Source organism: Phreatobacter sp. (assembly GCF_016793595.1).
In the GTDB taxonomy this organism is placed as follows: domain Bacteria; phylum Pseudomonadota; class Alphaproteobacteria; order Rhizobiales; family Phreatobacteraceae; genus Phreatobacter.
Window position 1 is genome coordinate 81,256 of record NZ_JAEULY010000015.1, and the last position, 13,700, is coordinate 94,955.

Sequence of the window (13,700 nt, forward strand, 5' to 3'; positions counted from 1 at the left end):
GCTTACCGCCCCGCCCGCTCCCACAGGTTGCGCGTCACCTGCACGAAGGCGGTGGAGCGCAGGCCGGGGTCTTTCATCGCGGCGGCGATCCTGGTCATCAGCACCGGGTCGCCGGAGGCGATGGCCACGTCCAGCATGATGGCCCATTCGTCGTCGGCCGGCTCCTCGCCCTTGTTGCCCGCCGCGATGTCACGCATGCGCTGGGCCAGCGTCGCGACGCGCGCCATATAGTCCTTGGCGCCCTGCGAGGTGATGCGCGCGGCGACAGCATCGATATCGGCCTGCGGGCCACGGCCGACGATCGAGCGCCACAGCGTCTCGAAAACGACGCCGATGCGCTCCTGATCGAAGGTCACGCGGTTGAGTTCGTCCAGCCGTCCCAGCGAGACGAAGACGTCGCGGGCCTCGGCGACCGAACCGCGCGCCACCAGCATCTCCACCGCGGTATCGACGATGGCGCCGCGCGAACGGCCGGTGGCCTCCGCCACCCGGGCGACAGCTGCGAGCCGGTCGGCCGGCAGGTTGCGCATCGGGCCGATGTCCTCGTCCACCGAGACCGCCTCGCCCTCGGGAAGCTTGAGGGCCGGGCCGAAGGCCGTGATCCACTCAGCACGGCCCTCGCGCATCAGGATGCGCAGGATCTTGCTGGCACCTTCGGCGTCGGCCGGCGTCGAGAAGGCCGGGCGGGCGGCCAGCGCCTGTCGGAAGCCGTCGAGATTGTTCGCCGCGATGGCCCCGCGCAGGACCATGTCCCAGGCATCGCGCCGGGCCGTGTCGGGATCGTCGAAGGGCGCCGTCTGGTTGGCGCGCGCGCCGCGCGCCCATTCGTCGATGGAGCGGGAAATGGCGGGGTCCCCGCGCGCGCCCGCGCGCAGGGCCTGCGCCATCCGCCGCGTGAACCGGTCGCGGATCGTCGCCTCGACAGCATCGGCCTCCGCGGGCGCGCGGGCGAGCGCGATCTCGAGAATCTCCAGCCTCAGGTCGTCGCGGCTGTCGCTCTCCACAAGGCGTTCGACGCGCGGCAGCGTATCCCTGATCCGGCCGGTCCGCGCCTCGTCGAGGATCAGGACCGAAGGCTCGGACAGCGTGTCGGGCTGCGGTTTGTCGAGGCCGAGTTCGCGATAGGCGCCGGCGAAATCGCCCTTGCGCGCGAGGTGTTCGGCCCTCACCGGCACGATGCGGTCGCGGATGCCGTCGACGGTCGCAACCTGCGCCCACGCCTCATAGCGCGCCATCCAGCGGTCGCGGGCGGCGAGATCGGGATCGTTGGCGATGAAGGCCTCGAAGGCGGCGGTCGCCGCCCAGCCTTCCGGCTCCTCACGGGCGGCCTTCAGCGCCAGTTCGGCCGTGCAGACGGGCGCCGGCTGGGCGACGCATTGCGCCTCGTCCGCCTGCGTCTCGATGGCATGGGGTGCCTGGGCGGCGAGCGGTAATGCGAATGCGAGCGTCGAGGCCGCCACGGCGGAGAACAGGGCAATGCGCAGGGCGCGGGTCATGTCGTGCCTCGATGTGTCGCCGGAAACGGGGGTTACAGGAGTGAACCCGCCAGCGCAATGGAGGGTTCCGGCCTCGCCAGAGGCCAGCCGTTCATCATGCTCGCCCAGGGAGCCATCCTCGTGTATAAGCCCCGATCCCGGAACCGGACTGCCGCGTGCGGCAGGACGGCGGACGGGTATTAGCGCAGGCGTTCCGCCGCGCTCCGGAAACGAGAAGGAAGTGGACCATGGGCGAGCGTTGGAGCCCGTCGAGCTGGCGGTCGAAACCGATCCTGCAGGTGCCGGTCTATAAGGACCAGGCGGCTCTGGCTGACGTTGAGAAGCGCCTCTCGGGCTTTCCGCCGCTCGTTTTTGCGGGTGAGGCGCGCAACCTGACGAAGGCCCTCGCGAAAGTCGCAAAGGGCGAGGCCTTCCTGCTGCAGGGCGGCGACTGCGCCGAGAGCTTCGCCGAACACGGCGCGGACAATATCCGCGACTTCTTCCGCGCCTTCCTGCAAATGGCCGTGGTGATGACCTATGCCGGCGGCATGCCGGTGGTGAAGGTCGGCCGCGTCGCCGGCCAGTTCGCCAAGCCGCGCTCGTCCGACAACGAGACGATCGACGGCGTGACGCTGCCCTCCTATCGCGGCGACATCATCAACGACATCGCCTTCACGACGGATGCGCGCGAGCCCGATCCGACCCGGCAGGCCATGGCCTATCGCCAGTCGGCGGCGACGCTCAACCTGCTGCGCGCCTTCGCCTATGGCGGCTATGCCAATCTCGACAATGCCATGAAATGGATGCTCGGCTTCGTGAAGGACACGCCGGCAACCGACAAGTACAGGCATCTGGCGGAGCGCATCGAGGAGGCTCTCGACTTCATGCGTGCCTGCGGCATCGACCCGGAAGCCCATCCGGAGATGCGCACGACGGAGCTCTACACCAGCCACGAGGCGCTCCTGCTCGGCTACGAGGAGGCGCTGACCCGCGTCGATTCGACGAGCGGCGACTGGTACGCGACCTCCGGCCACATGCTCTGGATCGGCGACCGCACCCGCCAGCCCGACCATGCCCATGTCGAGTATTTCCGCGGCATCCAGAACCCGATCGCCTTCAAGTGCGGGCCGAGCCTCGACCCCGACGGGCTTCTCAGGCTGCTCGACGTGCTGAACCCAGAGGACAAGGCCGGGCGCATCACGCTGATCTGCCGCTTCGGCGCCGACAAGGTCGAGAAGCACCTGCCGGCGCTGGTCCGCGCTGTCGCCCGCGAGGGTCGTACCGTGGTCTGGTCCTGCGATCCGATGCACGGCAACACGATCAAGGCGGCGAACGGCTACAAGACGCGGCCCTTCGACCTCGTCATGGGCGAGATCGAGAAGTTCTTCGCCATCCACGAGGCCGAGGGCACCTATGCCGGCGGCATCCATCTGGAAATGACCGGCAAGAACGTCACCGAGTGCACCGGTGGCCGCGCCGCGATCACCGACATGGACCTCTCCGACCGCTATCACACGCATTGCGACCCGCGCCTCAACGCGGAGCAGGCGCTGGAAGTGGCCTTCAAGGTTTCCGAGATGCTGAAGCGCCAGCGGCTGAACCGCGGCCCGGGCGTGCGCGAAGCGGCCGAGTAAGTTCAGGCCCGCAGAAACGGGAAAAGGCCCGCGACGGTGACCGTCGCGGGCCTTTTCGTATTCCAGATCAGCCGATCAGTACTTGATGCCGACGCCGGCGCGGACCGTGTGCACCGTGACATTGCCCGAGCCGAAACGGGCGAAGGTGACGCCCTGATATTCCGCGCGCAGCAGGAAATACTGGGCGAGGCGCATGTCGACGCCAGCACCATAGGCAAGACCGGCCGAGGTGACCGACTTGTGATACTCGTAGCGGACCGGGGTCGTCGCGCCGCAACCACCCGTCGCGCAGGTGTCGGCGGTATAGACCGCGTTTTCCGCACCGCGCCCGACGGCGAGGCCCGCGGTCAGGAACGGCAGGAAATAGCCCATGTCCCAACCGGCGCGCAGGCGGAACGTCATGTAGTCGGAGACGCGCAGCCGCGTCTGGAGCCGCTGGTTGGTGAAGTCGTAGGAGCCTGCGGGCCCGGCCTGCGAAGGGATTCCGACGACCTGCGTGGCATTGGGCGCAAGGAAATTGCCGAAGCGGTCCATGCCGAGGCGCGTATAGTCCATTTCGACGCCGACCACCGCGTCCTCGAACTGCGCCTGATATCCGGCGAACAGACCAAAGGCGCCCCGGTTGGCGGCGCCGCCCGGTGCCGGATTGAGCGGCAGGTAGGAATTGGCCGGGATCATGCCGCTATAGGCGGCGGTATGGGCGGCGATGACGGTCGTCGGGTTGAGGTTCCCGCTCGAGTAGCCGTAGAAGCCGCCGACATAGATGCCGCCCCAGTTCGGGCCCGCGGCCTCGACGGTGGGCATGGACCCGCGCAGCGACATGTCGGCCGCGCCCGCCGGCGCACAAACCGCGAATGCCGCGGCCAGAACCGCCGAGCAGAGGGAAATTGTCGAACGCGCCGTCATGCCGGCCTCCTGCCTGAGTCGCGGCCCAGGACTGGGGGCCGGTCTCGAACGGCCCTATTCATGAATCATCAAGGTTACCGCCGGGTTAAGCGGGCGACGCCGCAAATGCCTGACGGGCCTTACAAATTTACCTTTCGTTCACATCTCGCACCGAGCCATGTGGTCAATGCCGGGCGCCCCTGCGATGCCAGCCTCATTGAGAAGGCCCCTGCGGCAGGCTAAATCAGGGATCATGGACCTTTCGAGCCGCCCTCCGCCGACCTCCTTGCGCATCGCCGTCGCCCAGCTCAACCCGATCATGGGCGATGTCGCCGGCAATCTTGCCAAGGCGCGCGCCGCGCGTGCCGACGCCGCCGCCGCCGGGGCTGACATCGTCGTGTTCTCGGAATTGTTCATTTCCGGCTATCCGCCGGAGGATCTGGTGCTGAAACCGGCCTTCCAGGCGGCCTGCCGCCAGGCGGCCGAGGCCATGGCCCGCGATACCGCCGATGGCGGGCCCGCTGCGATCATCACCACGCCATGGGTCGAGGACGGCAAGGTCTACAATGCCGTCGTCTGCTGCGACCACGGGCTGATCCAGGCCGTGCGCGCCAAGGTTGACCTGCCGAACTATTCCGTCTTCGACGAAAAGCGCGTCTTCTCATCGGGGCCGCTGCCCGGCCCCGCCAGCGTGCGCGGCGTCCGGATCGGCCTGCCGATCTGCGAGGATATCTGGGACGACGAGGTAGTGGAGACCCTGTCCGAGACCGGCGCGGAATTCTTCATCGTGCCGAACGGCTCGCCATATCGCGAGAGCGTCTACGACGAGCGGATGAACACCATCGTCGCCCGCGTCACCGAGAGCGGGCTGCCCATGCTCTATGTCAATCAGGTGGGCGGGCAGGACGAACTGGTCTTCGACGGCGCCTCTCTCGCCATCAATGCCGACCGCTCGCTCGCCATGCAGCTGCCGGCGTTCCGCGAGACCATTGCCATCGTGGACGCCCGGAAGACGGATGGCGTCTGGCGCTTTTCGGGCCCGATCCATCAGCATGTGACCGGCGACGAGGCCAATTACACGGCCTGCGTCCTGGGCCTGCGCGACTATGTCGAGAAGAACCGCTTCCCCGGCGTGGTGCTGGGCCTCTCCGGCGGCATCGACTCGGCGATCTGCGCGGCCATGGCCGTCGATGCGCTCGGACCGGATCGGGTCCATTGCGTGATGCTGCCCTACCGGTTCACGTCGGAAGAATCGCTGAAGGATGCCTTCGCCTGCGCCAAGGCCCTCGGCGTGCGCTACGACATCGTGCCGATCTCGACGGCCGTGGAGGGGCTGGAAGCCTCGCTCGCCCCGCTGTTCAAGGGCACCAGCCGCGACATCACCGAGGAAAACCTGCAGAGCCGCGCGCGCGGCACCATCCTCATGTCGATTTCCAACAAGTTCGGCGCGATGGTGGTCACCACCGGCAACAAGAGCGAGATGTCGGTTGGCTACGCCACGATCTATGGCGACATGAACGGCGGCTACAATCCGATCAAGGATCTCTACAAGACCGAGGTGTTCCGCCTCTCGGCCCTGCGCAACCGCTGGAAGCCGGAAGGCGCGCTCGGGCCGGACGGTGAGGTGATCCCCGAGAACATCATCGTCAAGCCGCCCTCGGCGGAGCTGCGAGAGAACCAGAAGGATCAGGACTCGCTCCCCGCCTACGACGTGCTCGACGCGATCCTCGAAAGCCTCGTCGAGAAGGAGGCTTCCGTCGCCTCCATCGTGGAGGCCGGTTACGACCTCGAAACGGTGAAGAAGGTCGAGCGCCTGCTCGCCATCGCCGAATACAAGCGCCGGCAGGCCGCGCCCGGCGTGAAGGTCACCGCGCGCAATTTCGGCCGCGACCGGCGCTATCCGATCGTCAACCGCTTCCGCGACACCGGCGAGCCGGTCTCAGAACCCGACCTGACGTTGGTCAGCCCGACCGCCGCGCCGAAGCTCGACGTGGTGGATTTCTGAGGCATAGCACCCGCGAAATGGCTGGACCTGTCCGCCCAGGCGGGCTATCCGGCCCGGCAACGCAGTCTGGAATCGCTCATGACCGATGCCGAAGCCCTGAAGCGCGACGCCGCCGCGAAGGCCCTGACCTATGTCGAGGACGGCATGCGGCTCGGCCTCGGGACGGGCTCGACGGCGAAGCACTTCGTCGACCTGCTCGCCGAGCGCGTGAAGGCGGGGCTGAAGGTCGTCGGCGTGCCGACCTCCGAGGTGACGCGCGCGCAGGCCGAGCGGCTGGGCGTACCGCTGACGACGCTCGACGAGACGCCGGAGCTCGACCTGACCATCGACGGCGCCGACGAGATCGATCCGGCCCTGAACCTGATCAAGGGCGGCGGCGGCGCGCTGCTGCGCGAGAAGATCGTCGCTGCGGCTTCCGCGCGGATGATCGTCATCGCCGACGCCTCGAAGCAGGTCCCGGCGCTCGGCCGCTATCCGCTGCCGATCGAAGTCAACGTCTTTGGTCTTGCCGCCACGCGGCACGCCATCGAGAAGGTTCTGGAGGCGGCAGGCTGCCCCGGCCCTCTCAGTGTCAGGACAAAGGCCGACGGCCATGTTTTCGTCACGGACGGCGGTCACATGATCCTTGATGCGGCCTGCGCGCGGATTCCCGATCCCGCCGCGCTTTCGCACCGCCTGCATTCCGTGCCCGGAGTGGTTGAGCACGGCCTGTTCATCGGTCTGGCGTCGCTCGCGATCATCGCTTCCCCTGGAGGCGCAGAGGTCGTAGGACGTATCGGACAGTAAGGCCGGACCGGTCGCCGGCGGCCTAGAGCTTCCCTGAGGAGTGATCCTGATGTTCGCCCGTTCGTTCGTTGCCGCCGCGCTGGCGTCCGTCGCCTTCGCCGCGTCTCCGGCCCTCGCCCAACAGCGCCCCGCGCCGTCGCTGGCGCAGGCGGCGCCCGCCGCCCCCGCCGCGGCGCCGCAGCCCGCCGCCGAGCATGTCGCGCTCGCCCGCCAGGTGGTGGAGCTTTCCGGCGCGTCCTCGTCCTTCGAGGGCGTCATCCCGGCCTTCATCGAGCAGGCCAAGGCGCTGTTCCTGCCGACCAATCCGGATCTCGGCCGCCAGTTCAACGAAGTCGGCGACTCGCTGAAGGCCGAGTTCCAGCCGCGCGTCAACGAGCTGATCAACGGCATCGCGGTTGCCTATGCCCAGCGCTTCTCGATGGACGAGCTGCGCCGCATCCAGGCCTTCTACCAGTCGGCCGAGGGCCAGAAGCTGGTCCGCACCATCCCGGCGATCATGGAAGAGACCTTCGGCCGCTCGCAGCAGTGGAGCCAGGGCGTGACGCGCGACATCGTCGCCCGCTTCCGCGAGGAATTCGCCAAGCGCGGCATCCGTCTCTGACATCGAGACCGCCGCTTCCGAAGTTCTGAAACGCGCCGGGATCCCGGCGCGTTTTCTTTTTTGGCTGGCTCAGTCCTCGTCCGCCTTCATCGACCAGCCGAGGCGGGCCCAGAGCATGGGGCCGAGCAACGCCAGCACGGCAACCGCCAGCAGCGTCGCCGAGATCGGGCTGGTGACCAGCACGCTGGCATCGCCATTGCTGATCTGCAACGCGCGGCGCAGCTGCGTCTCGGCCATGGGTCCGAGGATCATGCCGACGACCACCGGAGCGATCGGGTAATCGAAGCGGCGCATGCCATAGGCCATGAGCCCCAGCGCCAGCACCACGCCGAGCTCCACCAGCGAGGCCTTGGCCGCGAGCACGCCGACCGTCGCGAAGACCAGGATGCCGCCATAGAGCCATGGCCGCGGGATCGACAGCAGCCGTACCCACAGACCCACCAGCGGCAGGTTGAGCACGATCAGCATGACGTTGGCGATGAACAGCGAGGCGATCAGGCCCCAGACCACATCCGCGGAGGTGACGAACAGCAGCGGTCCCGGCTGAAGATTGTACTGCTGGAAACCAGCCAGCATGATCGCCGCCGTCGCCGACGTCGGGATGCCGAGGGTCAGGAGCGGTACAAGCGTGCCGGCAGCCGAAGCATTGTTGGCCGCTTCCGGTCCGGCGACGCCCTCGATGGCGCCGTGACCGAACTCTTCGGGATGCTCGGCGAGGCGCTTCTCGGCGGCATAGGAGAGGAAGGTCGGTATCTCGGCGCCGCCCGCCGGCAGGGCGCCGATGGGGAATCCGAAAGCGGTTCCGCGCAGCCAGGGTTTCCACGAGCGCCGCCAGTCCTCCGCGGTCATCCAGAGCGAGCCGCGGATCGCCTCCACCGTGCCCTCGCCTTCCTTGCCGCGCTGGGCGGCCACCGCCATGGCCTCGCCGACCGCGAACATGGCGACGGCGACGGTCGTCACCTCCAGCCCGTCCAGCAGGTCCGGAATGCCGAAGGAAAGGCGGGGCTGGCCCGTCAGCTTGTCGATGCCGACGATGCCGAGCGTGAGGCCGATGGCGAGCGAGGTCAGGCCGCGCAGGCGCGACGAACCGAAGGTTGCCGACACCGTGATGAACGCGACCACCATGAGGGCGAAATAGTCTTCGGGACCGAAGGCGATGGCGACTTCGGCAAGCCACGGCGCGAAGATGGTCAGCAGCGCCGTCGCGATCGTGCCGGCAACGAAGGAGCCGATGGCGGCGGTGGCGAGCGCCGGCCCGCCGCGGCCCGCCCGCGCCATCTTGTTGCCCTCCATCGCCGTGACGATGGAAGCGCTCTCGCCGGGCGTGTTCAGGAGGATCGAGGTGGTCGAGCCACCATACATGCCGCCGTAATAGATGCCCGCGAACATGATCAGCGAGCCCGCCGGGTCCATCTTGAAGGTCACCGGCAGAAGCAGCGCGACAGTCATGGCGGGGCCGATGCCCGGCAGGACGCCGACCGCCGTGCCGAGGATGACCCCCACCAGCGCGAAAAGCAGGTTCGCCGGCTGGATGGCGATGGACAGGCCGTTGAGCAGGAGCGACAGCGTTTCCATCGGCGCCTCAGATCCAGCTTTCGGCAAGGCCAGAGGGCAAGGACAGGCCGAGAACCTTGGCGAAGAACACGAAGATGACGATGGCCATGGCCGCGCCGATGCCGAGATCGACCACCGGCCGCGTCGAGCCGAAGGCGCGGGCGGTCGCGGCGAAGAGGATGGCACAGGCCGGGATGAAGCCGGCGGTCTTGATCAGCAGCAGCATGGCGGCGATGCCGCCGGCGATCCACATCACCGCGACGGGCTCATCCGGGTCGCGCGCGGGAGCTTCGCCCCGCAGCCCCGCGACGACCGTCAGCGCGCCGAGCACGGTGAGGAAGCCGCCGACCAGGAACGGCATCATCTGCGGCCCGAGCGCCTGGCTGCCGAAACTGGCGCGCACCTGAAAGCCCTGCCAGACCACGACGGCCGCGATCACCAGGAGCGCGGCGCCGATGACAACGACCGGGCGGTCCGGCCTCTTGTGCTCCCCGTCCATGGCGTCAGGCACGCACGAGGCCGAGATTGCGCAGAACGCCCTCTACCCGGGCGTTTTCTTCCTTCAGGAAGGTCGCAAAGGCATCAGCGGCAAGATAGGTATCCTGCCAGCCCTTGGCCGCCAGCTGGTCGGCCCAGGCCTTCGACTTGGCCATCTTCTCGACGACCTCTCCAAGGCCCGCCTTCTGGGCATCGCTGAGGCCGGGGCCGCCGAACACGCCGCGCCAGTTCTGCAGTTCGAGTTTCAGCCCGCCAGCGGTCAGGGTCGGCCCGGGCAGCCCGGCCGTCCCCTCGGGCGCGGTGATGCCGAGCCAGCGTAGACGACGGCCTTTCACGTGCTGCTCGAACTCGCTGACACCGCCGACGCCAACCGTCACGCGGTTCGACAGGATGGCCGCCATGGCCTCGCCCCCGCCGGAATGGGCGATGTAGTTGACCTTGCCGCCGTCGGCTCCGGCCATGCCGGCGAACATGGCGGCGGTGATGTGGTCGACGCCGCCGGCGGAACCGCCGCCCCAGCTCACCTTGGTAACATCCGCCTTCACCGCCGCCGCGAGATCCGCGACCGACTTGATCGGCGACGCAGCGCTGACCACCAGCGCCTGCCATTCACCCGTGAGCCGCGCGACGGGGGTCACCGCATCCAGCGTCACCGGCGCCCTGTTCATCAGGATCGCGCCGACCATGACGAAGCCGGAGACCATGAGCGCGCCGGGATCGCCGCGCGAGGAATTGACGAACTGGGCGATGCCGATCGTGCCGCCGGCGCCCGCGACATTGGTGACCTGCGCGGAGCGGACGATGCGCTCGACGGTCAGCACGCTCTGCATGGTGCGGGCGGTCTGATCCCAGCCGCCGCCGGGGGCGGCGGGAGCCAGCAGCTTCAGCTCGGTCGGCGCCTGCGCGGCGGCCGGACCGGCGAGCACGGCGGCAAGGCCGGCTCCGAGCGCGACAGCCTCGCGCCGGGTGATGATCGACATGGCGTTCCTCCCGAACGGTTTTGACAGTTTGTCGCACCCTCGGAGCGAGCGGGCAATGCGGGAAATGCGGGATCAATCAGGCTGGCGGCGCGAAGGTCGGGGACAATGCCGCGACGGCCGCGCGGTAGCGGCGGTAGGGCTCCTCGTAGCGCGCGCGCGCGGGCGCGGGCGCGAAACGGTCGGCGACATGGACGATGGCGCGGCTCGCCGCGCGCCGGTCCGGATAGACGCCGAGGGTAACGGCCGCGATGACCGCAAGGCCCGCGGTGGTCAGCTCGTGATCGGCAAGACGCAGCACCGGGCAACCGAGAATGTCCGCCTTCATGCGGCAGAGAAGATCGCTGCGGGCAAGCCCGCCGGCGAGCCTGATGTCGCGCGGCGCGACGCCGCTCTCCGCCATCGTGTCGGCGATATGGCGCAGGCCGAAACAGAGCCCCTCATAGACCGCGCGCGCCATGACCGACCGATCCGTATCGAGGCCGAGGCCGAGAAGCGCCCCGCGCGCGTGAGGGTTCCACAGCGGCGCTCGGGCACCGGAATGGAACGGCAGGAAAGTGACGCCTCCGGCTCCAGGCGGAGCGGCGGCGATGTCAGCCTCGATGGCCGCGAAGTCCTGCCCCAGCAATTCAGCCCGCGCCCATTCCAGCACGCTCCCCGTGCCGCCCATCGAGCCACGCACCAGCCAGCCGTCGCCGAGCGGCACGGAATAGACACGCCGGGACGGATCGCGCACCGGGCGCTCCGACGCCACTCCGAACGACGTCACCGTACCGGATATGTCGAGCGCCTCGCCCGGCTCGGCAATGCCGCTCGCGACATAGGCGCATTTGCTGTCGAAGGTCGCGGCGACGACGGGGATCGCTCCGCCCCCAAACAGACCCGCATAGCGGGGAGCGAGGACACCGACGCGCTCGCCGAGCGCGGCCGGCCGACCGAAGATCGCGGGGTCGGTGCCGAGCGGGCGCGTGATCTCCGCATCATAGAGGCGGAGCGCGGTGTAGGGATCGAGAACCGACGCGCCGCAGAGCTGGTGAACCAGAACGCCGGTCGCGTCGAGCAACCGGTCCATGGCGACCGCGAGATCGGGGCGCTCCCGGCCGAGACGCAGCAGCTGGGGCAAGGGATCGGCGACAGTCGGCCGCGGCGCCTCCGGCCTTTTGTCGAGAAGCTCGCCGATACGGGCCACGTCCACGGCGGCGCGCGTATCGAAATACATGACAGCGGCACCAAGCGGCCGGCCGGCCGCCATCGGGACCCACCCGGCCAGCGGCCCTGCCGCCGCGACCGCGTCCGGTTTCACGCCCGCCCTGCCCGCCTCCGCCAGCGCCTCGTCGAGAAGCGCCAGCCACTCGGCGGGGTCCTGCTCGTAGCGGCGACCATCGATGGCGGAGTTCACCGGCCTCGACCAGCGCCACAGCGTCGCGCCATCCGCCGCGACGGCGCTGACGCGCAGGCTTTGCGTGCCGAGATCGACAGCCAGGATCGTGACCGGCGCGGCCTGCTTCACGGCGTTCTCCCCTCGACGGCGCTGGGACAGTCGCCGCTTCCGGTTGTTCGCTGCCATTCTTACGGGAGGCTTGCGCCCGGTGGCAGGGGCTCAACAGCTGCCGCAGGGCAGATCGGCGGTTTTGAGCGGGGCGGGGCGCTATGATAAGCGCTCGGCAGTTCCCATCTCAGCCCTCCATCCGCAGCCAGAGGTTTCAATGAGCTACGACGTCGATCTCTTCGTCATCGGTGGCGGCTCCGGCGGCGTCCGCGCGGCGCGCATCGCGGCGACCCACGGCGCAAAAGTGATGCTCGCCGAGGAATACCGGATGGGCGGCACCTGCGTCATCCGAGGCTGCGTGCCGAAGAAGCTGATGGTCTATGCCTCCCAGTATCACGAGCATTTCGAGGATGCGGCGGGGTTCGGCTGGACGGTCGGGCCCGCGACGTTCGACTGGCCGACCTTCATCGCCGCCAAGGACAAGGAGATCGGCCGGCTGGAAGGCATATACGCATCCAACCTCGCCAAGGCGGGTGTCGAGATCGTCTCCCAACGCGCGACCATCACCGGCCCGAACAGCGTGCGTCTTGCCGACGGGCGGACGGTGACGGCCAAGCTTATCCTCGTCGCGACCGGCGCGGCCCCCTCGATGGACAGCACCCTGCCGGGCAGCGAGCTCACCATCTCCTCGAATGAAGTCTTCCATCTCGCGAAGCAGCCGAAGCGCATCGTCATCGCCGGCGGCGGCTACATTGCCGTCGAGTTCGCCGGCGTCTTCGCCGGGCTCGGCTCGGAGGTGACGCTGGTCTATCGCGGCGCGAAGATCCTGCGCGGCTTCGATGAGGATCTGCGCGACCACCTGATGGCCGAATATGCCCGCAAGGGCATCCGGCTCATCATGAACGAGACGTTCTCAGCCATCGAGAAGACGGCGGACGGCCTCGCCGTGCGCTTCCGCAACGGGCATGAGACGATCGTCGCCGATCAGGTGCTGATGGCGATCGGCCGGCGGCCCAACACAAAGGGGCTGGGCCTGGAGGCGGCAGGCGTCGCGCTCGGCCGGAACGGCGAGATCGCCGTCGATACCGACAGCCGGACCAATGCTCCCTCGATCTATGCTGTCGGCGACGTCACCGACCGGGTGAACCTGACCCCGGTTGCGATCCGCGAGGGCCACGCCTTCGCCGACAGCCTGTTCGGGGGCAAGTCCTGGACGGCGGATCACGCGACCATCCCGACCGCCGTCTTCTCGGAACCGGAGATCGGCACCGTCGGGCTGACGGAGGAGCAGGCGCGGCTGACCGGCCGCGCCGTCGACGTCTACAAGGCGACGTTCCGGCCGATGAAGAACACAATCTCCGGCCGCGAATCACGGATGCTGATGAAACTCCTGGTTGATGGCGAGACGGACAAGGTTCTTGGGGTGCACATTTGCGGCCCCGATGCCGGAGAAATGATCCAGCTTGTCGGTATCGCGGTAAAGATCGGAGCGACCAAGGCGCAGTTCGACGCGACCATGGCGGTTCACCCGACTGCCGCCGAGGAACTGGTCACGATGCGGACCCCGAGCGCCAAATACGCACGTTCCGCCGTAAACTGACGCCAATTCGCGAGTTTCGACCAAGCCCGCTGCTTCCGCAGTCCAATCCAACGTCGGAATTGTTGACCGATATTGTCAGAATAATATCGCGACCATTTTGTCGCACGAACTGTATCTATCCCTGAATTGGCAATTTGAGGATTCTCCCGCAACCAATGGTTATTTTGCAGCGCAAAAAACACTTTTACCGTCAATT

The 13,700-nt window shown here is 68.1% G+C and carries 11 protein-coding genes; 5 read left to right on the plus strand and 6 right to left on the minus strand.

Going from position 1 to position 13,700, the window contains the following annotated elements:
• Positions 1-2: 2 nt before the first annotated feature.
• Positions 3-1,496, minus strand: a complete 1,494-nt coding sequence (locus JNK84_RS15360; RefSeq protein WP_293425359.1) for a hypothetical protein — start codon at positions 1,494-1,496, stop codon at positions 3-5.
• Positions 1,497-1,723: 227 nt separating this feature from the next.
• Here JNK84_RS15360 and JNK84_RS15365 point away from each other — a divergent pair, with 227 nt between their 5' ends.
• Positions 1,724-3,109, plus strand: coding sequence for a class II 3-deoxy-7-phosphoheptulonate synthase (locus JNK84_RS15365; RefSeq protein ID WP_293425361.1), 1,386 nt, complete (start codon positions 1,724-1,726; stop codon positions 3,107-3,109).
• Between the two features lie 75 nt (positions 3,110-3,184).
• On the opposite strand, the gene JNK84_RS15370 is transcribed toward JNK84_RS15365, so the two are convergent.
• Positions 3,185-4,015, minus strand: a complete 831-nt coding sequence (locus tag JNK84_RS15370) for an outer membrane protein (protein WP_293425363.1) — start codon at positions 4,013-4,015, stop codon at positions 3,185-3,187.
• Between the two features lie 232 nt (positions 4,016-4,247).
• On the opposite strand from JNK84_RS15370, the gene JNK84_RS15375 reads away from it, so the two are divergent.
• From JNK84_RS15375 to JNK84_RS15385, 3 genes are all read left to right on the plus strand, one after another.
• Positions 4,248-5,999 carry an NAD+ synthase gene (locus JNK84_RS15375; protein ID WP_293425365.1) on the plus strand — a complete coding sequence of 584 codons (1,752 nt, stop codon included), beginning with the start codon at positions 4,248-4,250 and terminating at the stop codon, positions 5,997-5,999.
• A gap of 78 nt (positions 6,000-6,077) precedes the next feature.
• Positions 6,078-6,785 carry a ribose-5-phosphate isomerase RpiA gene (gene rpiA / locus JNK84_RS15380; protein WP_293425366.1) on the plus strand — a complete coding sequence of 236 codons (708 nt, stop codon included), beginning with the start codon at positions 6,078-6,080 and terminating at the stop codon, positions 6,783-6,785.
• Between the two features lie 49 nt (positions 6,786-6,834).
• The gene (locus tag JNK84_RS15385; protein ID WP_293425368.1) at positions 6,835-7,386 is read left to right on the plus strand and encodes a DUF2059 domain-containing protein; all 552 of its coding nucleotides are present in this window, start codon (positions 6,835-6,837) and stop codon (positions 7,384-7,386) included.
• 69 nt (positions 7,387-7,455) lie between these two features.
• Here JNK84_RS15385 and JNK84_RS15390 read toward each other — a convergent pair whose 3' ends face one another.
• The 4 genes from JNK84_RS15390 to JNK84_RS15405 all read right to left on the minus strand — a co-directional run bounded on the left by JNK84_RS15390 (position 7,456) and on the right by JNK84_RS15405 (position 11,925).
• Complete coding sequence (locus JNK84_RS15390) at positions 7,456-8,961, minus strand: tripartite tricarboxylate transporter permease (RefSeq protein WP_293425370.1); 1,506 nt, start codon at positions 8,959-8,961, stop codon at positions 7,456-7,458.
• 7 nt (positions 8,962-8,968) lie between these two features.
• Positions 8,969-9,451 carry a tripartite tricarboxylate transporter TctB family protein gene (locus tag JNK84_RS15395; protein WP_293425372.1) on the minus strand — a complete coding sequence of 161 codons (483 nt, stop codon included), beginning with the start codon at positions 9,449-9,451 and terminating at the stop codon, positions 8,969-8,971.
• On the minus strand, positions 9,444-10,418 hold the full coding sequence (locus JNK84_RS15400; RefSeq protein ID WP_293425374.1) for a tripartite tricarboxylate transporter substrate binding protein: 975 nt from the start codon (positions 10,416-10,418) through the stop codon (positions 9,444-9,446). Before JNK84_RS15400 ends, JNK84_RS15395 begins: the two co-directional genes overlap by 8 nt.
• 76 nt (positions 10,419-10,494) lie before the next feature.
• Complete coding sequence (locus JNK84_RS15405; RefSeq protein WP_293425375.1) at positions 10,495-11,925, minus strand: xylulokinase; 1,431 nt, start codon at positions 11,923-11,925, stop codon at positions 10,495-10,497.
• Positions 11,926-12,121: 196 nt separating this feature from the next.
• Here JNK84_RS15405 and gor point away from each other — a divergent pair, with 196 nt between their 5' ends.
• Complete coding sequence (gene gor, locus JNK84_RS15410; RefSeq protein ID WP_293425377.1) at positions 12,122-13,504, plus strand: glutathione-disulfide reductase; 1,383 nt, start codon at positions 12,122-12,124, stop codon at positions 13,502-13,504.
• The last annotated feature ends 196 nt before the right edge of the window (positions 13,505-13,700 follow it).